Source organism: Phocaeicola sp. RTP21359st1_B8_RTP21360_211022 (assembly GCF_040911965.1).
Lineage (GTDB): Bacteria > Bacteroidota > Bacteroidia > Bacteroidales > Bacteroidaceae > Phocaeicola > Phocaeicola vulgatus.
On the sequence record NZ_JBDFXP010000019.1, the window covers coordinates 33182 to 56653 of the forward strand.

General features: G+C 42.6%; 22 protein-coding genes. 6 read left to right on the forward strand and 16 right to left on the reverse strand.

Annotated features, from left to right (window positions below):
- Position 1 precedes the first annotated feature (1 nt).
- From AB5062_RS11515 to AB5062_RS11550, 8 genes are read right to left on the reverse strand one after another with little or no spacing between them, the layout of a single operon-like run.
- Positions 2–1207, reverse strand: a complete 1206-nt coding sequence (locus tag AB5062_RS11515) for a glycosyltransferase family 2 protein (RefSeq protein ID WP_117696282.1) — start codon at positions 1205–1207, stop codon at positions 2–4.
- Positions 1204–2322: a glycosyltransferase family 1 protein gene (locus tag AB5062_RS11520; RefSeq protein ID WP_074783272.1), complete on the reverse strand. Its 1119-nt coding sequence runs from the start codon at positions 2320–2322 to the stop codon at positions 1204–1206. The genes AB5062_RS11515 and AB5062_RS11520 overlap by 4 nt, the downstream gene beginning before the upstream one ends.
- Positions 2323–2328: 6 nt before the next feature.
- Entirely contained in the window at positions 2329–3171 is an 843-nt protein-coding gene (locus tag AB5062_RS11525; protein WP_074783271.1) for a glycosyltransferase family 2 protein, read from the reverse strand.
- Entirely contained in the window at positions 3155–3937 is a 783-nt protein-coding gene (locus tag AB5062_RS11530) for a class I SAM-dependent methyltransferase (RefSeq protein ID WP_117829755.1), read from the reverse strand. The genes AB5062_RS11525 and AB5062_RS11530 overlap by 17 nt, the downstream gene beginning before the upstream one ends.
- Entirely contained in the window at positions 3934–5082 is a 1149-nt protein-coding gene (locus tag AB5062_RS11535; protein ID WP_008782216.1) for a glycosyltransferase family 4 protein, read from the reverse strand. The genes AB5062_RS11530 and AB5062_RS11535 overlap by 4 nt, the downstream gene beginning before the upstream one ends.
- Positions 5083–5093: 11 nt before the next feature.
- Entirely contained in the window at positions 5094–6227 is a 1134-nt protein-coding gene (locus tag AB5062_RS11540) for a glycosyltransferase family 1 protein (protein ID WP_005851467.1), read from the reverse strand.
- The gene (locus AB5062_RS11545) at positions 6224–7375 is read right to left on the reverse strand and encodes a glycosyltransferase family 4 protein (protein ID WP_005843126.1); all 1152 of its coding nucleotides are present in this window, start codon (positions 7373–7375) and stop codon (positions 6224–6226) included. The genes AB5062_RS11540 and AB5062_RS11545 overlap by 4 nt, the downstream gene beginning before the upstream one ends.
- On the reverse strand, positions 7372–8517 hold the full coding sequence (locus AB5062_RS11550; protein ID WP_117829756.1) for a glycosyltransferase family 4 protein: 1146 nt from the start codon (positions 8515–8517) through the stop codon (positions 7372–7374). The genes AB5062_RS11545 and AB5062_RS11550 overlap by 4 nt, the downstream gene beginning before the upstream one ends.
- A 228-nt stretch (positions 8518–8745) precedes the next feature.
- Between AB5062_RS11550 and AB5062_RS11555 the strand changes: the two genes are divergently transcribed.
- Positions 8746–9771 (forward strand): glycosyltransferase family 2 protein, encoded by a 1026-nt coding sequence (locus AB5062_RS11555; protein WP_032938770.1) that lies wholly within the window; start codon positions 8746–8748, stop codon positions 9769–9771.
- Between the two features lie 20 nt (positions 9772–9791).
- Here AB5062_RS11555 and AB5062_RS11560 read toward each other — a convergent pair whose 3' ends face one another.
- A complete protein-coding gene (locus AB5062_RS11560; RefSeq protein ID WP_008671359.1) occupies positions 9792–10742 on the reverse strand; it encodes a glycosyltransferase in 951 nt (316 codons plus the stop codon).
- 612 nt (positions 10743–11354) lie between these two features.
- Here AB5062_RS11560 and AB5062_RS11565 point away from each other — a divergent pair.
- The 5 genes from AB5062_RS11565 to AB5062_RS11585 are packed head-to-tail and all read left to right on the forward strand — an operon-like array spanning position 11355 to position 16440.
- A complete protein-coding gene (locus AB5062_RS11565; RefSeq protein WP_115649151.1) occupies positions 11355–12536 on the forward strand; it encodes a glycosyltransferase in 1182 nt (393 codons plus the stop codon).
- The gene (locus AB5062_RS11570) at positions 12523–13386 is read left to right on the forward strand and encodes an ABC transporter permease (RefSeq protein WP_005843132.1); all 864 of its coding nucleotides are present in this window, start codon (positions 12523–12525) and stop codon (positions 13384–13386) included. Before AB5062_RS11565 ends, AB5062_RS11570 begins: the two co-directional genes overlap by 14 nt.
- Before the next feature lie 13 nt (positions 13387–13399).
- A complete protein-coding gene (locus AB5062_RS11575) occupies positions 13400–14671 on the forward strand; it encodes an ABC transporter ATP-binding protein (RefSeq protein WP_005843133.1) in 1272 nt (423 codons plus the stop codon).
- A 15-nt stretch (positions 14672–14686) separates the two neighbouring features.
- Entirely contained in the window at positions 14687–15604 is a 918-nt protein-coding gene (locus AB5062_RS11580; RefSeq protein WP_032952454.1) for an O-fucosyltransferase family protein, read from the forward strand.
- 20 nt (positions 15605–15624) lie between these two features.
- Positions 15625–16440, forward strand: a complete 816-nt coding sequence (locus tag AB5062_RS11585) for a glycosyltransferase family 2 protein (protein ID WP_032952453.1) — start codon at positions 15625–15627, stop codon at positions 16438–16440.
- A 17-nt stretch (positions 16441–16457) separates the two neighbouring features.
- On the opposite strand, the gene AB5062_RS11590 is transcribed toward AB5062_RS11585, so the two are convergent.
- Genes AB5062_RS11590 through AB5062_RS11620 form a run of 7 tightly spaced genes read right to left on the reverse strand, consistent with a single transcriptional unit; the run spans position 16458 to position 23469 of the window.
- Positions 16458–17405 carry a glycosyltransferase gene (locus AB5062_RS11590; protein WP_005843136.1) on the reverse strand — a complete coding sequence of 316 codons (948 nt, stop codon included), beginning with the start codon at positions 17403–17405 and terminating at the stop codon, positions 16458–16460.
- Positions 17406–17408: 3 nt separating this feature from the next.
- A complete protein-coding gene (locus AB5062_RS11595; protein ID WP_005843137.1) occupies positions 17409–18233 on the reverse strand; it encodes a DUF4422 domain-containing protein in 825 nt (274 codons plus the stop codon).
- The gene (locus AB5062_RS11600; protein WP_032952463.1) at positions 18218–18829 is read right to left on the reverse strand and encodes a DapH/DapD/GlmU-related protein; all 612 of its coding nucleotides are present in this window, start codon (positions 18827–18829) and stop codon (positions 18218–18220) included. The genes AB5062_RS11595 and AB5062_RS11600 overlap by 16 nt, the downstream gene beginning before the upstream one ends.
- A 4-nt stretch (positions 18830–18833) precedes the next feature.
- Entirely contained in the window at positions 18834–19994 is a 1161-nt protein-coding gene (locus tag AB5062_RS11605) for a glycosyltransferase (RefSeq protein WP_005843139.1), read from the reverse strand.
- A gap of 7 nt (positions 19995–20001) precedes the next feature.
- Positions 20002–21126, reverse strand: coding sequence for a glycosyltransferase family 2 protein (locus AB5062_RS11610; RefSeq protein ID WP_032952452.1), 1125 nt, complete (start codon positions 21124–21126; stop codon positions 20002–20004).
- Positions 21123–22028, reverse strand: a complete 906-nt coding sequence (locus AB5062_RS11615; protein ID WP_008671344.1) for a glycosyltransferase family 2 protein — start codon at positions 22026–22028, stop codon at positions 21123–21125. Before AB5062_RS11615 ends, AB5062_RS11610 begins: the two co-directional genes overlap by 4 nt.
- Positions 22009–23469, reverse strand: coding sequence for an O-antigen ligase (locus tag AB5062_RS11620; protein ID WP_005843143.1), 1461 nt, complete (start codon positions 23467–23469; stop codon positions 22009–22011). Before AB5062_RS11620 ends, AB5062_RS11615 begins: the two co-directional genes overlap by 20 nt.
- Positions 23470–23472: the final 3 nt, after the last annotated feature.

Genomic DNA, 23472 nt, shown 5'->3' on the forward strand with positions numbered 1-23472 from the left:
ATTATGCCCTGCGGGACTTTTCCCATGTTCCGCCGGCATGTCTCTTCAAATAGAAGAAACCTTTTATCACATTGATGTTCATGAACAGGAAATAGTAGGGAATATAAAGGAATTTGTTCTTTACGGACTTGGCAGACAAGAGGCTGCCATAAACTCCCCCGAGGTAGAATGCGGATTGCAGCAGAAGAAAAAGAAAATAAACCGGGAGGCTTTCACTACAGACAACCAGCAGGATATTCAAGGGAAAGAGCAGAAACAAGGCGACCGGGGTTACCGACCATCTCAGTACGCGATGGGAAACATATTGAAAACTGAGGATTCCATAACGTAGCGGATTCAGCAGTTCTTTCAAACGATAGACAGACTGCAATCCTCCTGCCGCGATACGTACTTTTCTTTTTTCCTCTTCTTTCATATCGGCCGATCCGCTTTCCAAGGCATATGCCGTATCACAATATGCTATCGTATACTGCTTCATGGCGATACGCAGGGACAACATAAAATCATCCAGTAGGGTATCTTCAGGCATTTCCTCATATAACGGGGTGCGGATGGCGAATAATTCTCCGGCAGCACCTATGGCGGAATAGAGCTGATAATCCATTTTTTTCAGCCATGATTCATATTTCCAGTACAATCCTTCTCCTCCGGAAACCGCTCCTTCGGTACTGTACATGTCCACCCGTTTTTCTCCTGCCACACATCCCACCTGCGGATGGTTAAAACATTTTACTATCTCGCGAACGGCCTGCGGATTAATAAATGTATTGGCGTCTGTGAATATGACCAAAGGTGTGGTGACAAATCCCATGCCCCGGTTCATAGCGGCTGTTTTTCCTTTTCTTTCGGGGATGAACAATAGGGTGACATCGGGATACGCTTTTAATTTTTCATTGGTTCGGTCATTGCTGCCGTCCGTTACCCATACGGTATGCAGTTTCTCTTTGGGATAATCCAGTTCGTGGCAGTTTTTCATCTTTCTGTCTACTACCTGTTCCTCATTATAGGCGGTGATGAACAGGGTGATTTCGGGTAGGTCGGTGTTATTGCCGTTCCGGCAGGTTTCTTGCTCCGGTTCGTCCGTATCGTAGAAGGAAATAAAACTTTGTTTTATTTTTACCAATATCCACAACAGGATTCCGTATCCCACATAGGTGTAGAATACAATGAACAGGAGAACGAAGAAGAGGATTTCAAGAGTGTTCATGCTAGTATTTCTTTATATATATTCAATATTTCTCTGGCTGTGTTCTCCCATGAGAACCGACGGACTCTTTCTAGTCCATATGCAGTTTGTGACTGATAGAATTCTGCATTTTCTTCTAAATGAAGGAGGGCGGAAGCAATTTCCTCCGGTTCGAACGGATTGACCAGAATACCCTCCGGTCCTGCGATTTCGGGCATGGCGGAAGTGGTTGAGGTGATGACGGGAGTTCCACAGGCCATCGCCTCCAGAATGGGGATGCCGAAACTTTCGCGTAAAGACGTGTATATAAAGACGGATGCTCCACTATAAACAGCGGGTAGTTCTGTGTTTGGAATGTATCCGGGATGATACAGCATTTTTTTTATTTCTTGTAATCCTTCCCGGTTCAGATATTCGTCTATGATCTCTTCTTTCAGGTCGGCGATAAGCAAGGGAAGGGGCTGACTGGATTTTTTTAAATAAATGCCGTATGCCTGCAATACCCTTGCCGTATTCTTCTTGGGATCGGTATTTCCTAAAAAGAACAGGTAAGGATGGTTCTTTATGTATCGGGCAGTGATGGCTTGTGCGTTCCGTATGGGTATGAAATGTTGTGAATAGCCGTTGTATACGGCGACAAGCAGTTGTTTGTCAATGTGCAGGAAATGACTGATGCGGTTGCATTCAAAATGAGAAACGGTAATGATTCTTTTGCATTTGGTAAGGATTTGGGGAACAATGATTTTTCGGTAGAAACGTCCCAGTCTTTGGTACATGGACTGGTTCTTGCCTTGTTTTTTTTCTAGAAAGATAATGTCGTGCAGTGTAAGCATCAGTGGAATGTTTCCATACACAGGGGCAGTGTTGCTTGTGCAGTGCAGCAGGTCGGGTTTGATTTTTTTTAAAGCCAACGGTAGTCCTATCTGTTCCCAAAGTGGATAGGATGGCCAATTAACGGTCACGATATGCATGTTGGCGGATTCCTGCAAACAAACATCATCTCCCGGGCTGACCAGTATGAAGTATTCGTTCTGTTGGTCTATCTTTTGCAGTTCCCGGATGGTTTCCAGAGCTACATAGTCCATGCCATGTTTCTCTTTTCTGAAGATGCGCTGGGCTTCTATTGCTATTTTCATCTGTCGTTACTTTATCAAGTTAGAATCTTCGTCCTCGTAATTGTTTTTGCTATAGAAAAGAGTCGTGAAGCTTCTTAAACCTTTTATGGCTCGTTTTTTGAAACTGCTGAACAGGGATCCGTCGGCCGAAATAGTGCCATAGCCGGTAAGGACACGGGCTTTGCGGGCGGTGACGAATCTTAATTTTCCGTATTTTTTCAATGCCAGTGCCAGGGAGCCGTCTTCTCCGCGGAGTATGTCTGTCCGGAATCCTTCTTTCCGGGCTGTTTCCGTGTGGAAGGCAAAAGCCATTCCACGTACATTGAGCTCCGGTCTGTTCAGATTTTGTATTTTCAAATAGAGATCACGTAGTGTCTCATAGAAGAAAAGTCCTAAATGATGTTCATTAGGAAGAAAACTCCACAGGGCGTATGCACCTGCCACTTCTTTGTCCTGTAAGACCTTTATCATGGTACTGATGTACTGGGGCGGATAAAGTGTATCGGCGTCTATGCAGAGATGATACTTCCCCCGGGCATGGTTCAGTCCGCATTGCCGGGCAAAACCGGGACCTTTCTGGTATTCATTGAAGTAGGTGACTCCTAATTCTTTTAGTACCTCTTCGGTGTGGTCGGTAGAATGATTATTGATGACTAGTATTTCTACAGGATAGTTATGTTGGTTTTCACATAAAGACCACAGGCAGCTCAATATCCTCTTTTCTTCATTATGGGCGATGGCGACCACCGAAACCAGCGGAGCATGAGTTGCAAGCTGCCGGATCTTGTCTTTCACTTGGTTGATAACCGCTTGTGGGGCTTGGGTGAAAGGCTTGTCATAGATGGATAAATAGTCAGCGTACCACTTCATGCGTTTTTATATATTCGGACAGTGTGACCGGATTCCGGTGATTACTGAATCGTGATTTGAATTTGTTTTTGAGGATATAGAACAGGGCTTGAATCATCTTCTTCATTTCCGTCAGGGCGGAACGGCGGGGATATAGTTTCTCCACCATTTCCCGGTTCCATTTGTTGAGGAAGAAAGAGGAGTAGTATTCATCTTCGGGATTGACTAGTATCTCCACTTCATCTTTCCACTCATAACGGTTCAAGATTATATCTCCTTCCGTCAGCCACAGCAGTTTGTAGGGGAGGGATTGGAAAGGCAGATAATTCAGGAATAATTCTCCATAGTCGTTTTCATAGTTTCCCGGCATCTTGTTCTTTTCATAGAAGACCAGTTTGTTGTCTATATCCAATATAACCCATTTATGTGATTTTTTGGGAAACAAGTATTCGCCCAGCAGACTGGGAGTTTCTATGTATCCCCGTCGGGCTACCCTGCATAATTCCTTGACAAAAGCTTCGGGATGTTCCACGTGTTCCAATACCTGATTGCATATTACGTAGTCAAACTCCTTGTCTTTGAATGGCAGTTTTTCTCCATCGGCATGTACAAAGGTCTGATGCGGGTATATTTTCACGTCACCGCAGCGGTGGTAATTGGTGTCAATAAATTTTTCGACTATCACGTTGGAGCGATATGTCGGATTATGGCCCGGACCTATCTCCAGCACTTTGTCATTTTTATTTATATGGATGTCTCCTCTGTCGTAGGGGGAATCTGTTTTCATTGTTTTGTTCCGTTTAATAAGTTGTTGAATAGCTGAATCCACTGTTGCATTATTACATCTTCAGCAAAACGTTGTACATTGATGCGGGCTTTTTTCCCCATTTCTTTTCTTATTTGTTCGTTCTCAATCAGATAATTTATTTTTTCGGCCAGTTCTTCTGTTTTTCCATTTTCGACCAATAGTCCGTCTTCCCCGTCCCGGATGATGTCTTTAGGTCCGCACGGACAGGCGAATGACACGGCAGGTACTCCGCACGCCATTGCTTCCGCTATGACCATTCCGAATCCCTCAAATCTGGAACTTGATACAAAGATAGAACTTTCATGGTATTTACAGAGCATATCCGGGGTTGCATTTTCAAGAAAAAGGTTCTTTAATTTCCATTTTCCGGCCAGTACTTGATATGTAGTCTTGTCTCCTTTGCCATATATATGTAATTCCCAGTCCGGATGCCGGTTACAGACTTTGCTCCATGCTTCCAGTAACAAATCGAATCCTTTTTGATAAGTATATCTTCCGGCTGCGGTTATCCGTTTATTGTTCAAGTCGCTGAATGTTCCGGATTGAAAGGGTAGAGGGTTGCTGATAACTTTTACATTTTGCAGTTCGGGCCAGTTTGCTCTGTCTTCCTCACTCAGTACAACGAACTTGTCCAGCTTTTTTAAATGCCTCACCAGACTTTTCATCCATAATTTGGCAAAAAGTTCCTTGATGAAGTTGCTTTCGTTCTTTTCAAAGTTACGATAGTTTTTCCGGTTTACATGTAGCTCCCCTATCTTTTTGCTTCCATCTTTGAGGGAAGTGATAAAGTTTATTTCCCGTCGTAACAAAGAAACTGTGATGTCCGGTTTGAGGTGAGACAAGGCGGCAGAGAGCTTGCGTCGGTATATTCTTTGTTTTTTCAGATAAACCGGCACTTTTTTCCAAAGAGGGAGTTCCCATAATTCTTCAAAATCTATATCCAGTTGGATGATTTTTACTTTGGGCGATAAAGTATAGCAGGGAGGCTTGCCTTTTCCGTCAGTCAGCAAAATATATATGTCATAATTACCATTCTCCGCCAGATAATTGGCTTTGGTGGTCAGTACCCTTTCCACTCCTCCGGGGATATGGAGAGAGGGGGTACAATAGGCGATTCGGATCATAGGCGGGAGTATTACAGGTTGTTTATTACTTTCATCATCTGTTCTTTCCATGACAGGTTTTTAATGGAATCCCTTATTTTACGAGGAGACAGATCCAGTTCCATATAGAACCGGATAAGCCGGTGGATATCTATGGGGCTTTCGTCGGCCGGAACTTTCAGTATATAAGGCATCTTGTCAAAGTCTTCATCTGTTTCTGAATATGCAAAAGGTATTCCCCGTGCTGCATATTCTCTGTTTTTTAATGTTTTGATTTTGTCGATGCCGCTGCGGTGGCGTGCCAGACTGCCGATGGCAAAGTCTGCTTCGTTGAATAATTCGTCTAGTTCCTCGTTCATTTTTTGTCCGTGGAAGATGACATATTTTTCTATATGATATTTGTTGATAAGTTCATAAAATCCGGGAGCGTGTTGTGAATCATGCATTTCGGATTTCCATATACCTCCTGCGATGTGGAAAAATACGGTTGTGTTTGCCGGGTCTTGGTAATATTTGCCCAAACCCTCTATCAGACGGTCGTAACCGTGCCAATAATGTACTTCGGCCACTCCTAGTAGATGAATGACGGAGGTATTTTTAGAAACCGTCTTTTTCAGCGGAATGGAATCAAAGTCAACTCCATTGGATATCTGAATGGTACGTTGGCCGAATATACAGTGATAGTCTGAGAAAGTGACGATGGCGTTCACGTGTTTTGCCAATGTCTTTCGGAATACTTTATCCACTTGTATCCCCAGGCGTGTGACCAGTGGAAAACCGGCGTATTCGCTGTCGTAAGGATAGGTAGGTATTTCCATCGCTATTTTAATTCCGGCTTTCCTCAGTTTGCTGAACAGCCGGATAGTGAACGGATTTGCATTATGGAAAGAGCGTACATAGATTAATTCCACTTGATGTGTTACAGCATAGCGGTATATGCATTGGTAGGAAACTCTTCTTTTCGCCGCAGCCGGTTTGCCTGTTCCGTAGTCTTCTATTATTTCATTGTTTATCATCCTTACCCGGTGGCCGTTATCTGCTATGCTGTATGTGCATAAACTTACCCGGTGTCCACATGCTTCAAAGCCTTTAACCTGATGCAAGATCTTTTTACTAATGCCGCTGTAAGGGGATAGTCCGTGGAAAAGGAGGTAGATGATATTCATGGTCGGGCAGTTGTTAAGGTGTTGAATAGTTCATCCCACAGTTTCATCACTTCTTCGCGTGAATAACGTTGGATATTCTTTTGGGCCTGCTTTCCCATCCGTATGCGTTTGTCCGTATCCTCTATCAGCCGGCATATCGCGTCAGCCAGTTCGTCCGTGTTTCCGTTCTTCACCAGTATTCCGTCTTCTTCCGGAGTGATAATCTCGGCAGGTCCGTACGGGCAGTCGAATGAAATGCAGGGAACACCACATGCCATCGCTTCCAGAAGTGCCATCGGTAATCCTTCAAATCGTGAACTCATGACGTATATGGAACTTTCCAGATATTTTTCTTGAATGCTTTTTGTCGGAGGGCATAGTGAAAAACTGTTTTCTATATGATGCTTTTCAATAAGCTCTTGCAGGCTGTTCCTATCCTGTCCTTCTCCGTAAATGCGGATATGCCAGTCGGGATGCTTCCGATTGACTTTGATCCAGGCTTCAATCAGGCGGTCATACCCCTTCTGTTCGCTGTATCTTCCTATGCTGATGATTCTTTTCTCCAGGCAGGAACTCCCTTTTTCGGGTGAGAAAGGTAAGAAGTTCGGTATGACACAAGCCTTCTTCACTTCTTTCCAATTATCCGCATCATGTTGTGTCAGAACAACCAGCGCATCCAGTTTTTTTACAGCCTCCTCCTGTTTCTTTCTCCAATGCCGTGCGATTTGCTTGTATGGGAATCCCCGTTGTTCCATCAGATGCAGGTTACGAGTGTATGGTTTGGCTATATGGGATTCTCCTATTTTTACGCTTCCATCATCCAGTTGTGTCAGAAAATCCAATTCTCGGCCCAATGTGCTGATGACAATATCCGGTTTCAAGGTTTTCAGCCAATACTCCAGCTTCTTTCTGTACAGGTGCATCAGGGTAAAATAATAATATCCTCTTACTAACAGGTTGTGATGATATTGTCTGTCAAAATCAATTCCTATGTCAATGTGCCTGATTCTGGGAGATATCGGGAAAACGGGCGGGCGTTCTTTTTGTGAATCTGTGATAATAAATACATCCTGATGCATTTCGTCAGCCAGATAGTTCGCTTTTTGGATGATGCTCCGGTCTGCGCCTCCCACGGTGCATAGTGCTGTGTATAGATAAACGATGGTCATTTTTCAGTCAGTTTATGAAACAACATTTCCCATTGCGGCATGATGTTTCGGAGTGAGTAGCGTGTTATATTTTGTTTAGCTCTTTTGCCAAAAGCTTTTCTTTCTGCTTCATGTTCTATCAAGTGGCAAAGAGCGTTGGCAAATCCTTGTATATCTCCGTTTTTGACGAGGAGTCCGTCTTCCTGGTTTCTGATGATTTCCGATGGACCGAAAGGACAGTCGAAAGAAACACAAGGAACACCCAGACTCATGGCTTCGATCAAGACCAGTCCAAAACCTTCGTAATTGGAGCTTAGGGCCAGAATGGAACTGTTCAGGTATTCTTGCGTTATGTTTTGTGTAAAAGGATAAATTGTGATGGAGTATTCCAGCTTTCTGTCTTTAATCTGCCGGGTTAAGCTATCCTTATAAAATCCTTCACCAAATATATCCAGTATCCAGTCGGGGTGGTGTTTCTGCACGATATTCCATGCGTCAACCAGTCTGTCGAATCCTTTTTGCCAGGTCAGTCTGCCTGCCGCTATTACACGGGGAGCCTCACAGGAGCTGATTGTTTGTATATCAATAGAGGTGGTGTTCGGAATGATATGTATATTCGGATGTTGTCCCCACATGGCGGCATCTCCTTGTGTCAGTGTGACTATAGCATCGCTGTATCGTTTTACATCACGGAAACATTGGTAGCTGACGTATCTGTCTTTTATATCTTTAAAAAAACTCTTTTTGCGGTTTGCAGGTATCCGGGTGTATATTTTGGCGCAATGCGATTCAATGATTTTCTTTGCCTTGCAGTCTAATTTACAGATCAAATCCGCTTTGAAACTGGTATTTCCTGATATGATATCGGGATTGATGAGCTTGATCTCTTTTTTTAATTTTTGTTCGAATTTATGGTTCAAAGTCCATCCCACTCTCAATTGTTCGAGAAGCGGATGCTGGTATTGCAAATGAAACTTTGTATCCAGATCGATATGTTCCACTTTGTGGGATAACGGGAAAGAAAAAGGATGATTGCCTTGGGAAGAAGTGATAAGATAGACCTCGTGCCCATAAATTTCGACCAAGTAATTCATCTTATCCGTTAAAATCCGTTCCATGCCTCCTATACGGGCTATGGAGTCGTATACATATACTATTTTCATTCCCCTGGTTTGTTTTTCCGTAAAAATAGTGTATTCTTTTTATATATCCAATAAGAAGTTGTTGAAATTCCTGTCCATATCCGTTTTTTTATGGAATGTCGGCTGTATTCGGAGTAAAAAGTGGGTTTCAATGGATGAAGATGGGGCTATTTAGTAATTAAAGTCTTTGGAATGTTGTGAGTATCATTTGTTTTTGCGAATATTGCATTTTATAATGATTAGCAGATAATGATGAAAGAGATAACGGTGGTGATGCCGGTTTACAAGGTGGAAAAATACGTATCAGAATGTCTTGATTCCATAATCAACCAAACTTTTGATTGTTTTGAGTGTATCATCATTGATGATTGCTCTCCGGATAACAGTATGCGCCTGATAGAGGAAAAGCTGGCCGGATATAAAGGGAACATCAGTTTTAGGATCGTGAGAAATGAGAGGAATGAAGGAGTCTCTGCGGCAAGGAACAAGGGAATAGAACTATCCCGGGGTGGTTATCTTTTTTTTATAGATTCGGATGATATGCTTTATGAGAATTGTCTGGAGAAATTATGGGAGGAAACGAAAAGACATCCGGGGATTGACTTGGTGCAGGGGGATTCTTATTCAGAAGGGATGGAAAACAAAAACAGTGATTTGCAAAGATATACGGAAGGACGGATACGTATCAACAAGTTGTTTCTGGATTCGAAAATAATATCCACTCCGGTCAACAGATTGATTAGAAAGGAGGTGCTGACAGAGAATGCCATTTATTTCAGGTCGGGCATTTTGTTTGAGGACTTTTTGTGGTGCTATTTTCTGTATAAAAAGGTGGAAACGTTTGCTTCCGTCAATTCTTTTACTTATTTCTACAGGCGTTCAAATCCTTTCTCAACCATGAATAAGGCGAAAACGGACTTTGACAAGCCGGCAAAGGATTTTATTTTTATCTTGACTGTTTTTAATGAGCACATGGAACAGGAATTGTATGCTGAAAATATCTGTTTCATTTTGAACAAGTTGATGCCGGTGGTGTATAATGCTGCTGTAATAGGGGTTACAAGGGAAAGTAATGATGCGATAGATAAGTTTAAAAGAAATCTGATAAGGAAGCATTGCAGAGAGTTCCGGCCTATGGAGGTTTTGTACGAATTGAATTTGTTCTATCCTTTTTCTCTGCTTTTGAATTGGGGGATTTACAGACATCACATATTGTATAAATACGCTAATCTGATCAAATTGTATTATAAGATATGGGGAAGGTTGTACCGCTGAATCTTCTTGTGTAATGAATATTATTCCCTTAGGTTGGTAGTCTTTTTGTTACATTGGTTGTCGGTTTCTTTTGTGGCCGGCTCATTCATATGTGACAGGATAGCGGAAAAAGCATAATATAATTCTTTGAATGCTTGCAGGCGGAAGAAAAACAGGTATTCAAAAAAGTATTTGGCGGGGAGCCATTCTTTTATTTTTGCCGAAGGGATACACCACGGAAGTGGTGACAGGTAATAGTGGATTTTTTCTTGTCGCAACAGTCTGTTGCATTTCATGCTTGCGTTAAACCGTATGATTAAACTCTCGCGGTCTTGTTTGGACATAGCAAGGGACTGGCCGGATTCGGTACAATAATAAATGATTCTTCTGTCTGTGGTTGCTTTGGGGGCATATATACCGACAAGGCATGAAAAATACACATCGTTGGCTATTCTTGTTTCATCGAATTGAATGTGGAATGTTGACAGGAAGCTGCGCCTTATCATTTTGCCCCAAGGAACTTGAGATTGGTATCGCAGTTTGTTTTCCGGGTTTACATCATTGAAGAAGTTGGTATAGTAAGTTCCGCGTCGGCTTTCTTGGGACGGATTGTCGGACATGACAAAACGTACATTGAAATAGATGACTTCATGGGGGCTGTCCATGTATTCGTTTAAGATAGTAAAACAATCGGCTGTAAAGAAATCGTCTGCATCTGCAAAGATAATCCATTTGCCACGGGCGTGGGAGAGTCCTATGTTCCGTGCGTATCCTGCCCCTTTTCCCTCCTTAGTGAACAGGACTTCCGTATTTTTTCTGCCGTTTCCCGGAAAATGAGAAAAATCGACAGATTCGGAATTGCTGTTGTCATCAATGATAATGATTTGAATTTCATCCCAAGTGGGAATTGAGTACAGACAGCGTTCCAGAAGACGGGGGGTATTCTTGTGCGGAATAATGATGCTGTAATGGTAACTTGTGTTCTTTGTCATTCTTCTTCTTTTTGCAAAGATATTGATTTATATTCAGCATCATGCATTATCTTGATAATATCTCGATGAGTATGAGAAGCTTTCACTGGAAGTTCGGGGTGATAATGCCCTCATGCTCTCACTGTGTGCACAACTGGTTGTTTATGAACTATTTGTATAGTGATGGTAAAAATTGTAGCTCTCACTTATGCTCTCATGCCCTCACTGTTTTTTGGAGCAGAATTTCATATAATCTATTTGTTATCAGTAATATATCCTTTTTTATAAGTTGTTCCGATTTAATATGAAGTAGGATGTTCTCAGGCTTTTTCTTTGCAAAAAGTGTGTCTGAAGGGGGGATACCTCTATGGAATATGGCAAATTTCCGATGGCAGTAAAAAGATCAGGAGGTTTTTAAAAAAGCTCGCCATCTTTTTAAAAAAGAACAAGGTCTTTTTTTTATTTGACCTGTTGTTTTTGGGGGAGCAGGATTTCACATATGTACGTGCCGCTCTATACGTATGTACGTGCCGCAGATACCTGCTTTGTATTATATGATATTCTTTCTTCATTCCGCATTTATTTTCATTTCTTTATTGTATCTTTGCGAAGAAAGAGTGTAATCTAAATTCCATGAGAATATTATTTTATTGTGATACTGTCTTCAGTTTCGGTGGAGTACAGCGTGTGTTGGCTGAAATAGCCAAGGCCTTGTCTGGGAAACATGAAGTCACGATACTGACTACGGATACTTGTACGGACTTGTCGATGTACGGATATGCCGAAAGTACCGTGCTGTTTGATTATTTCTCTTATTCCGCTTCTTCTTTTATTGAACGTTTGTTATGTAAAGGCTATAGTTTCTTATATAAACATGGACTGCCTCATACCCGGCAGACTTCAGCATGGTATGCTGCCAGTTTTTTCCCTTCTTCTTATAAACGGACATTGGCAAGGAAAATAAATGCCCGGCAATGTGATGTAGTCATCGGGGTACATGCTTTTATGGCTCTGCACCTCTCTGCTGTAAAGAGCCGGATCCGGACAAAGACTGTTGGGTGGCTGCATAATTCTTATGAAGCATTCTTTGAGAAAGAAACTCCCTATTTGCCGGGATTGGATTGCTTTTTTCAAGTCCAGATGGGGAAATTGGACGAGAGGGTGGTTTTAAGTCATGCAGATGCCGGTTGTTTCTTTCGGAAAATGAACCTGTGCTGCGAGGTGATATACAATCCTCTGACTGTACTGCCTAAAGGTCGGGGAAAGAAGGAATATAGAAGGATTTTGGCGGTCGGTCGTTTTTCATTCGGACATAAAGGATTTGATATTTTAATAAAAGCTTTTTCTGTTTTTGTGAAAACTCATCCGGACTGGACACTGGAAATTGTGGGGGAGGGTCCTGAGGAAGCGCTTTACCGTTCATTGATCAATGAATATGAATTGGAAAAGAGCATCGCGCTGCATCCTTTCACGAAAGAGGTGCAGGAGTATTATGCACATTCCAGTATGTATGTGCTGAGTTCCCGTTGGGAGGGATTCGGCCTGGTGATGATAGAGGCTATGGCGCACGGGTTACCTGTTATTGCATCTGATTTACCGATAACGCGCGAGTTGTTGAAAGACAAAGATATGGCCGTTCTTTTTGAAACAGGGAATATAGCTCAGCTGGCCGGTTGTATGTCGTATATGGCTGATCGGACGGATTGGGAATGGATGGGAAATAAGGCGGTGGAGTATGCTGATACATTTCATATAGAGAAGGTATGTGACAGTTGGAATAATTTACTAAAAAAAGTAGTGTATGGTACAAGATGAACAGGAAAAATGGGATATTGTGATCAAGCCTCGGTCCGGTTTGTTCCGGTTGGATCTGGAAGAGGTATGGCTCTATAGGGATTTGCTGGTAATGTATATCAGACGGGATATCGTCACTTTTTATAAACAGACTGTTTTAGGACCGTTATGGTTTGTTATCCAGCCACTGCTTACTACCGTCATGTTCATGTTTGTTTTTGGCGGTATTGCCGGTATTCCTACCGACGGACTTCCCCAACCGCTGTTTTATATGGCGGGCTTACTTTGCTGGAATTATTTCTCGGAGTGTTTAAGCCGCTGTTCGGATACGTTCAACGCCAATCAGAATGTATTTGGAAAAGTATATTTCCCTCGTCTGGTGGTACCCTTGTCCATCGTTATATCTTGCATGATAAAGATGGGCATTCAGTTCGGATTGTTCGTTTTAATTTATATTTACTATTTGTGCAACGGATATTCGTTGATGGTCAACGGATATGCTTGGTTGGCTCCCTTGCTGCTGCTCATGTTGGCAGGACTTGGTTTGGGGTTCGGATTATTGATATCCTCCTTGACGACCAAGTACCGTGACTTGCGTTTCTTGATTACTTTCGGGGTACAGTTGTGGATGTATGCCACTCCGGTTATTTACCCTTTGTCCGTGATGAGGCAGAGTCATGAGCAGTATATGTGGATCATTGTGGCGAACCCGCTGACTTCCCTTATCGAAACATTTAAATTCGGATTCTTGGGGGTGGGGACTTTCAGTTGGTTCCACTTAGGCTACACGTTGGTGTTTACAGTGGTGATAATGCTTTGGGGGATGGTGACTTTTAATAGAGTGCAACGTAGTTTCATGGATGTGATTTAAAAGAAGGGACAGAATGGGAAAAATAGCGATAGAGTTTCAGAATATCAGCAAGCAATATGCATTGGGAAGCATCGGAACCGGCACGCTGAGCCGTGATTTGAATCGTTGGTGGGCGCGGATCCGTGGAAAGGAGGACCCGTATCTCAGAATCGGGGAAGAGAATGACCGTTCCAAGAAAGCGACGGGAGATTTTGTATGGGCGTTGAAAGATATTAATTTCCATGTGGAGGAAGGTGAAGTGCTGGGTATTATAGGTAAGAACGGTGCGGGAAAGTCCACTTTGTTGAAAATCCTTTCGCGGGTGACTTCTCCTACTGCCGGTTGTATCCGTGCACGGGGGCGTATTGCCTCTTTGCTGGAAGTGGGTACAGGCTTTCATCCCGAAATGACAGGACGGGAGAATATTTATATGAATGGTTCCATCATGGGGATGACCAAGGCGGAGATTACCCGCAAGTTGGATGAGATTGTGGCTTTCGCCGGTGTGGAGAAATATATCGATACTCCAGTGAAACGTTATTCTTCGGGTATGACCGTGCGGTTGGGATTTGCTATCGCCGCCCATCTGGAGCCGGAAATTCTGGTGGTGGACGAGGTGTTGGCAGTGGGAGATGCGGAATTCCAAAAGAAGGCTATTGGCAAGATGCAGGATGTGTCGAAAGGAGAGGGACGGACAGTCTTGTTTGTCAGTCATAACATGGCAGCGGTAAGAAGTTTGTGTACAAAAGGAATATGCTTGGAAAATGGTACCGCGGTTTATCAAGGGACGGTTCATTCTGCCATCGATTATTACTTGAAAGAGAAAGGGACGGTCCGGAAAAGTAAAATTATAGATTATGTGGGTTGGACGAAAAATACGCTTCATATAGATTGCATTGAGATAAACGGAACGGAATGTGCCTCTTCCACTATTCATGGAGGTCAGAATTTTCTGACTGTGAAAATACAGGGATATTCTGAAGAGGATATGATGTATGATGTAATGCTGGTTTTGAAGAGCAGGACGGAAGTGCCTTATGCTACTTATGCTCCGGGACATTATTACGGGAGTATCAGTCATTTACCTAAAGGGGATTTTTGCATCGAGAGGCGTATAGAGCTTCCGCCTGTGCTGAGTAAAGGTGTCCTGCAGGCAGATTTGTTTATACATCATCCTATGGTGGAATATTATTTGAAAGCAGTTCGTTGCTGTTTGCTGGAATGTGAGGGGTTTCAAAGTGGATTCGGGCATGCACTGACACAAACGTCCAACGGCTTTATCGGATTGGAGGATATAAAAGTTTGATCATTATGTTCTATTATGGAGATGGAGAAAAAAAGAATCGTATATAGTTTGACTGGAAGAGGGTTGTTCTCAGAGTTGTCTAACCTTGCTTTGGCATTGGTCTATGCGGACTATAATCAGGAAGAGCTGACTGTCAATACAAGGAACTGGAATGCAAGGGTAGAGAAAGGCTGGAGTGATTATTTCGAATCGGTCTTGCCAAACTGTAACGGGGTGATGTGTTCGCAATATATTGTTTATAAAAAGGGGAAACCTTGGTGGGGAAATATCTATTATAATCCGTCCGCTTTTTTCCGGTATTATATTTTCTATATAATGAATAGGATATATCTGTTATTTCATCCGGAAACGGAACTAGGGAATGAGGTCTTTCTAAAAATGAGATCGGAGGATTTTCTGGAGAAACTGGAAGATATCAGAAATGATTATGGTTCTGCCTTGCGGAAAATATTAAAATTTAATGAAAAGACAACCGGCTATATAGAAAAAAGGAAAAGCGAGATGAATTTGCCGGTAGATTACATAGCGGTACATATAAGGCGGGGAGATAAGATAGTTTCCCGTGAGATGAAGGAACTTGGTTTGTCTCTTTATATTGATGCTGTTAAAGGGAAGAAGCATATCAGCCGTAATGTGTTTATAGCTACGGATGATGGTTCTGTGACGGATAAGTTGAAATCCGTACTGGTTGCCGAAGGATTTAATGTTTACTGGAACACAGCTGTGACACAAACAGGATTTGACGAGTCTTTGTTTAATACAAAGGATAAAAAAAGTAGATATATAGATACGTTGAATATGCTGTTGGATATGGATATTCTGATCCATTCTTCATTTTTTATCGGTACTTATACTTCGAATGTCAGCCGGATTGTGCCTCTGTATGTCGGATTTGAGAAATCGCTCAGTCTGGATGACGAATGGAAACTTTAGATTGTAAAAAGCGGAAAATTATGTCACAAAGAAAATTTTCGATTATAACCATTAATTATAATAATAAAGAAGGGTTGAGGAAAACCATAGAAAGTGTGGTCGGCCAGTCTTTTAGGGATTTTGAGTATATTATTATTGACGGAGGGTCTACGGATGGAAGTATTGAAGTGATAAAAGAGTATGCCGGTAAAGTGGACTATTGGGTATCGGAGCCGGACAAGGGTATTTATCATGCCATGAATAAAGGAGTTTTACAGGCGCATGGAGAGTATTTGAACTTTATGAATTCCGGTGATGAATTTTATAACAATGGTGTGTTGCAGGAGGTGGCACCTTCATTGGACAGCGATATTGTTGTTGGAAAAATAGTGCATGGCACAGAGGTGTGGGGATTTCATAAGGAGGATATAACGCTGATGGATTTGATTCGGGGAACTGTATTGCATCAGGCTTCATTCTTCCGTAAAGAACTTTTTGATGAAAACAGGTATGACGAGAGTTATAAGATTGTATCCGATTGGAAATTTTATATTCAGACCTTGATATTCAACAATGCGACGTTCCGCAATATTCGTTCCATCGTTTGTAGGTTTGTACCCGGAGGGGTCAGTGAAACGGATACCGGAACAAGAGATATGGAAAGAAAGCGGGTGTATAAGGAACTGTTTCCGGATAGAATGATGAAGGATTATATAAGACTGGAAAAGGTGGAATCTCCTTTATTGGAACTGATTCCCGAACTGAATAAAACTGCGGGCCTTCATCAGATGGCATACAAATTGGTCTGTGCCTTGTTGTGGGTGCATGGAAAGATAAAACGGGTGCGTGTTAAGTAAGCAGTAAATTGGTCTTTTCACTTGAGCCATGCCCGCAGGATAAGTCTGATGCCATATAGCGCATACTTTATTTTTAGAGAAAGTGGAAGATGTATATAATTGTTTTTTCTGATTCTTAGCATTCTGTCCCATAATTCATTGAAGGGGATTTCCCGTGAGTGTTGGGTATAGAACAAGAACGAACTTTTTATGTAATCGGCCGACAAAGCACGTAGAATATAGGTGGGGAATGTGGCCGAAAGTGAAGTCATCAGGTCGAATGCATCCATGAAAGTGCACAGTTTGGGGGTGTAGTTTTTTTGCGACAGGTTCATGGCGCTTGATTTTCTTGTGACATAGTGATAATAGGGGGAAGTGGTGTATGCGGCTGATTGGCAGTGGCTCAGGTATTGAAAAATAAAGAGCCTGTCTTCATTATAATAAATATGTTCATTGAATTTTAGGTGATGTTTGTCAATGATTTCTTTATGATATAATTTATCCCATAAGTTTCCTTTGTATTTGTAATGCCTGTCGTTAAACAGGGAGTGAATGGCCTCCCACTGGGTTAATTTGCCGGATTTCACTTCGTTGATGTGGTAAATCGGACGACCATCTTCATTTTCAATGATATATCCGCAAGTAGCCAGACCGGCTTCGTTTGTCCGGATAAGTTGATAAAGAGTGGCTATCATATCCGTTTCTATCCAGTCGTCGCTATCCATGAAAGCTATATATTCTCCTTTTGCGGTTTCCAGTCCTTGGTTTCGTGCATGGCTGACTCCTTGGTTCAGAGTGTGTATTACCTGTATTCGTTGGTCCTTGCAGGCGTATTCGTCACATATTTTCCCGCTTCCGTCCGTACTTCCGTCATTAACCAGCAGTACTTCAATGTCTGTCAGTGTCTGGTTTAAGACGCTGTTGATACACAAAGGCAGGAATTTTTCTGTATTGTATATAGGGATGATGACAGAAACCAACGGCATAACTTATAATTCTGTGAGTTTATAAATAAGATCATTCTTTAGTCGGCGAAGCGTATAAAGCAGGTTGCTCGGATTCTGAAACGTTTCTTCCAAGGGCATGATGACGGGAACATACTTTATCTTTAACCGGTGCCTTATGCAATAGACATTGATCAATCTTTCTGATAAATAGCCGAACAGACGTGCCTGATCCGGATAGGCGGACAGTTTTACCCGTTTTTCTAATTCAAACAATACGCTGAATAGCCACTGGGAGTATTCGTCAAAATGTTTCCGTCCGGTGATGAACATATTATATCCGGAATAGGCATTGCAGTGATACATGAATGTATGAAAAGCTTCAGCATATTCGGGTGTGAGGTGTTGAATGACTTCTTTCAGCAAATTGAGGTCATTGACTAGATGGAATATGGCGTATTGTGTAGCGACGTTATAGGGATAATGACGCTTGGGAGAGAGGATGATGTCATAATCATTTAATAAGGTTTCTAAATCAGGAAATCGGTAAGTTTCTTTTAGAAATGAATCTATGTTGATGAAACTCCTGTCTGGTGAAAAAGCCGGAAACGGGCGATGAAAATCAAAGAAGCGCCTGTAATGATTGAGCCCTATAATGTCACACTTTAGATTTTTCCAAGCCCAATAATGGGCGGTTAGTTCACAAAAGTGAGGATTCCTATCGGATATATTATCTCCTGTGTTATCTAGTACAGGGAAGAATCGGGCACTGGTTAGGGAGGCCCCCACCTGTATGGGACAGAAGTACTCATGCTGTGGTAGCCGGCTGTCCTTATGGGCACATACTAATATTTTTATATTTTTTCCCATGTTTGTGATTGAGGGTTATAGCGTTTGATAATGCGTGCGGGATTTCCTACCGTGACACAAAAGTCGGGTATGTTTTGGGTAACCACACACCCGGCACCGATAAAACAATGTTTGCCGATGGTGATTCCGGGCAGTACAATCACGTTGGCTCCTATGATGGTATGTTCTCCGATGTGGATAGGAGAAGTGGTGATACCTTGTTCGATGATGCCTTGAGTGATATCCTGGTAATTGTGATCTAATCCTATCAGGACTACGTTTTGTGAAATATTGACCCCGTTGTCTATCCGGATGGGACCGATGACCGTATTGCCGAGTCCTATCCGGCAATAATCGCCGATTACGATGTCGCCTACGGCATTGTTCAAGCAGGAGAAATCTTCCACTACCGAATATTTTCCCATCTGGAACAGGTGGAACGGTGGAAGGTCTTTCCGTACACTGGAATAAATGACTGAGCCCCGGCCTTTTTTTATGTAGAAAGGCTGCCATACGCGTATCCACCAATAGGGGCGTGTCTTTACCGGATGCATGATGAAACCGTGTATCCGTTTTTTCCATTGCGGGTGTTGCTGTAAGTACTCTTTTATATTCATAATTCTATCCATGCTGTGTATGGTTGAACTTCTGTGCCATTCCTTTCAAGTGAAACAAGTTGAGAAGCATAATGATTACAAAATAAGGTGTCTGCCTGAGGATTCTGCTCATGTATTTATATCTCATATTGGACGGAATGGCCAGGTATAACGCACCGTTCAGCAAGATAAGCAAAATCCACCACTTTATGGAAGAAGCCGGAGAGAAAATGCAGAGAACACATGAAAAGAATCCGATGAGCGCCAACAGAATGCTGCGGGGGGCGATAAAGGCTTGGAGGGTTTTCAGCAGATAATCTCCGTTTCCGTTCAGTAAGGCTGTGGGGAGGTTACGTCCCATTTTTAATGCAAGGAAAAGCTGGGTGGCTATCCAGCGGCGGCGCTGGTTACGCAAGGCATCCGGTTGCCGGACTTTTTCGTCCAATGTTTCTAGGGTGTCTATATATTCAATGTGAATGCCTTGACGGAGCAGGAGTTCTTCCAGTTCTTTGTCTTCGCCCGTACTATGGGTATGGATGATGTTCCGGACAAACCATCGGAAATCGAAAGCCATTCCGGAGCCGGTAAGGGCAGATGAAAATCCCAGCCGGATGTGTCCCTTGCGGAAGATGGAATTGTTCATCTCTTCGATGGCGGCATCCAATAGGGCTATGTCTGTATTCATATTTTTGGCTTTGCGGTGTGTCTGTATGGCTTTTATACCCTGTGAAACTGCCTTATTCAGTTCTTGAAGATAACAGGGTGAGATCAGATTATCGGCATCCAGTATGAGGACATAATCGTATGGCTGGTCTGTGATGGTCTCTGCTGCAATGCGCAGGGCTTTTGCCTTGGAACTTTCCTTTTCATGCAGTTCTATCAAGCCGATGCGTTCTTTGCGCAGTGAGGCATTGGTTTCGGGACGCATGTGGTCGGATATGACTATCAGGTCGTAAAGCTCTGCCGGATAAGTTTGGCGCAGAACGGAAGTGACGCAGGCGTGAATGACCGCATCCTCTTTATAGGCGGGAACAAGGATGATAAAACGTTGCCGGACAGTAGTCGCGGGATATTTCTTTTGTTTGAAGAAATGAGAGGCGGCAGAAAACAGGACTATATACCCCACACTGACGGAAAGGTAGATATATAGCGTATATTCCATGATATGTATAATTTCCGATAGCATGGGGCTTTTATTTTTTCTTTCTTAAAAGCATATTGAATATCATGCCTGCCGCCAGAAAGGGGATAGCTTTCATGGCTTTGTTGAATTTGCTGTCCACCAAGTAGTTTGGAGTGGCTATTGCCATAGTCAATAAGAAAGTGAGTAATAATCCCCACCATTTTAGGCAGGCGCTCCAGTGGAAGTATACGGACAGGAAACTGAACAGGAGGAGGATACCTAGCAGGATGGTGCGAGGGAAAATGAACCATTGCAGAATACGGTCGGCATAATCAAATTTTCCACTTAAAATGGCGCTGGGCAGATTACCGATATTGGTGAACAGGGAATAATATTGGGTTTTAATCCAAGTGCTATGTTGGGTATAGAATTTTTTCTTTCCACTATTCTTCAAGGCATATACATGGGTATTATTTAAATATTCCACATATATCCGTTCGCGGAGCAGCAGGGATTCGATGACTTTTTCATCGTCATCGTCTTTTAAATGACGGATGTTTTCTTTGAACCAAGTGAAGTCTATTGCGGTTCCGGAGCCGTTCAGCGAAGCTGAAAGTCCCAAATTGACATGCCCCGCACGAAGAATGGAATTGTTTATCTCGTCGGTGATGGCATTCAATATGCTGACATTGCTGGGTCTTTCCTGATAGATGCGATGGGTTTGGATGGCATTGGAGCCGCTGGCATACGTATTGTTGACAACTTCAAGAAAGTTGGTGTCCACTACATTGTCCGCATTCATGATTAAAACGATATCGTATTGTCCTTCTTGTAATTGTGACATGGCAGCTTTGACAGATTTCATTTTTGAACTTTTCTTGAATCTGGCTTGCAACAGGGTGATGGGATATTGTGCCAGCTGTCTGTTTGTTTCCGGCTTCAGGTGGTCTGAAATGACGATAATGTCATAGCAGTCTATAGGATATTCTTGTTGCAGAAATGATTTGACGGTATAGGGTATGTAGTCATCGTCCTGATAGGCCGGTATCAGAATGGCGAAACGGTGTTTTACTCTTGATTCGGAATATTTGTCGGTGCGGTTGCCTGTTGCCGCTATGGCGTACACCAGCAGGTAAAAAACAGTAAAGGCACATATCGCGAAAAGTAGTAGTTCTATGTATGCTAGAAATATCATGGCTGTTTGTCTTTGTTTCTAAGTTTGAAAAATGCTTTTGTTCCCTCCCAATGTGCTTTGGCTATGGCTTTCTTTCCTTTTCCCAAGGCGGTCAGTATGTTTTTGGGACATACAATCATTGTCTGGTATAAGATGGAAACCGGAAGTTTCCAGTCAAAGAGATTGCGGTAGGCATATAGTAATCTGTTTCTGCTCAGGTAATAGTATTTCAACGGACTTTCTTTTCCGGTGGAGCTGCTGTCCTTGTGCCATATTTCGCAAGCGGGATCGTACCATAGTTCGTAGCCTTCCCTATTGATATAGGTGCACCAGTCCAGTTCCTCATAATATAGAAAATATTCTTCGGGCATCAGGCTAAGCTTGTCTATTATTGTTTTTTTCAGTAACATGGCGGCACCATGCAGATAAGGCGTTTTTTGGGCGGGGTAGTGGTCTTTATTTATTTTCCCTTTGCCTATGGCTCTGTTTCTTAAGGTAATGGGCGAAAGTTGGGTGTATCCTGCAAATTGTATGGCGTGCGGTTCTGCATAATCACGGATTAACGGGGAGACACCTGCTATCTTGTCGGAGGACAGAAGGCGTTTTATCAACAAGGGTATGGCATCTTTGACCATACAAACATCATTGTTCAGCAAGAACAGGTATTTTCCTTTTGCAAGGTTTATACCCAGATTGTTACCTCCGGCGAATCCTAAGTTCCGCTCACTGCGTACGGCTTGGATAAAAGGATATGTTTTTTGTAGCAAGGCGGCTTCATTGGCAGTGGAACCATTGTCAATGACTATCATTTCATAACTGACAGAGAATACAGTGGCTGCCCACGAGTCAATGAATTCGCAGGTGTCGTGAAAACCGTTATAGTTCACGGTGATGACGGATAGGTCAGGCTGTCGGTAGTCCATGTATTTCTGAGTATTGTTTATCTAAATAAGGTCCTAAAAAAACAAAGGTGAAACAAGAATAAATCAAGATTCCGTTAGGAAACTGGAAATAAACCATATTGGCGTAAGAAGCTACCAGTATGCCTGCACAACCGCATAACATACCTGTCAGCGGTCCCCGGATTTCCGGATTTCGGATTTTGAATAAAAGGATGTAGGAGCCCGATAGAAATAGAATGGCATGCATACCCAAAAACACACACAGTCCCACTATTCCCATCTGTTTCCATACATCTACCAGACTGGAGTCTGAAGGACAGATGGAAACGAAATAATATTTGTTATGGGGAGGAACTACCCCGTCTATGGCTCCCATGCCTATGCCGAAGGGCATTTCATCCATGTAGGCATTCAGTGCTTTCTGGTTCTCGAAACGAGCCATCATCGATTGATCCTCTGTGTCAAAGACAGTACGCATACGACGGATCAATTTATTGTTCTCTCCGATCTTGGTATATTTCAGCATTCCTATCCCTCCGGCAAGCAGGATAAAGGAGATGATGCCTATTTTCCAACTTTTAGACAGGAACAGAAAGAGCCCCAGCCCTGCAATGGGTACAGCTATGGCCGATCGGGTTCCCGATATTAACAGACCATAAAATCCTGCCATACCCACTATTAAATAGAAGAGTCTGAGAAATAGGTTCTTTGTATAGAAAAAAGTAAGCGTGAAAACAGTGCAGGATAATCCCATGCTGGCACCGAAAAGACCCGCGTCAGTGAAAAATGAGAAATAGCGGATGCCGGAATGGATAAAATGGGTACGTGCTCCGTAGGCCCACAACCAGCTTAGCTCGGTACTGTCAAAACCTTTGTTCTTTTGCCAATATCCTTTTGCGGCAGCCAGTAGGGTCATGATACCCCATAGTATTAAAAAGTAATGGATAAAAGTGTAGCGATTGCAGTGTATGGATAGAATAATACAGGTCAGAATAGGGTATAAGGCCCAGGGTCTTAAAATACGAAGCCATGCTTCCATGTAAAATTCACCGGTTATACCATTACCTATGTTGATGATACAATATAGCAGCCAGACCAATGTGATGCAGGTATAGACGTTTAGTATTTTCCTGAAATGATGATTGCTTTGCAACTGTTTCAGAAGAATAAGGGCCAACATGATGCCGTAGAGCAAATCAAAGATATTGGTAATGGCAATAGGGATGGAATGATATCTGTTAATTCCCATTATCAGGTAATTCAGCATAAAGGTGATGGCCAGCAGAATGACGGGTCTGTTTATGCATATGAAGATAAAAAGCGTGGCAAAAGGTATGAACCCTATTGCAACTCCTATGGAGGGCTTCATGTTGAGGGCTGTCCATAGGCATAAGCACAGTCCGATAATGAAGCTGGCCAGAATTTGACCTGTATGGGTTATATTTATTTCTTTTGCTATCATTAT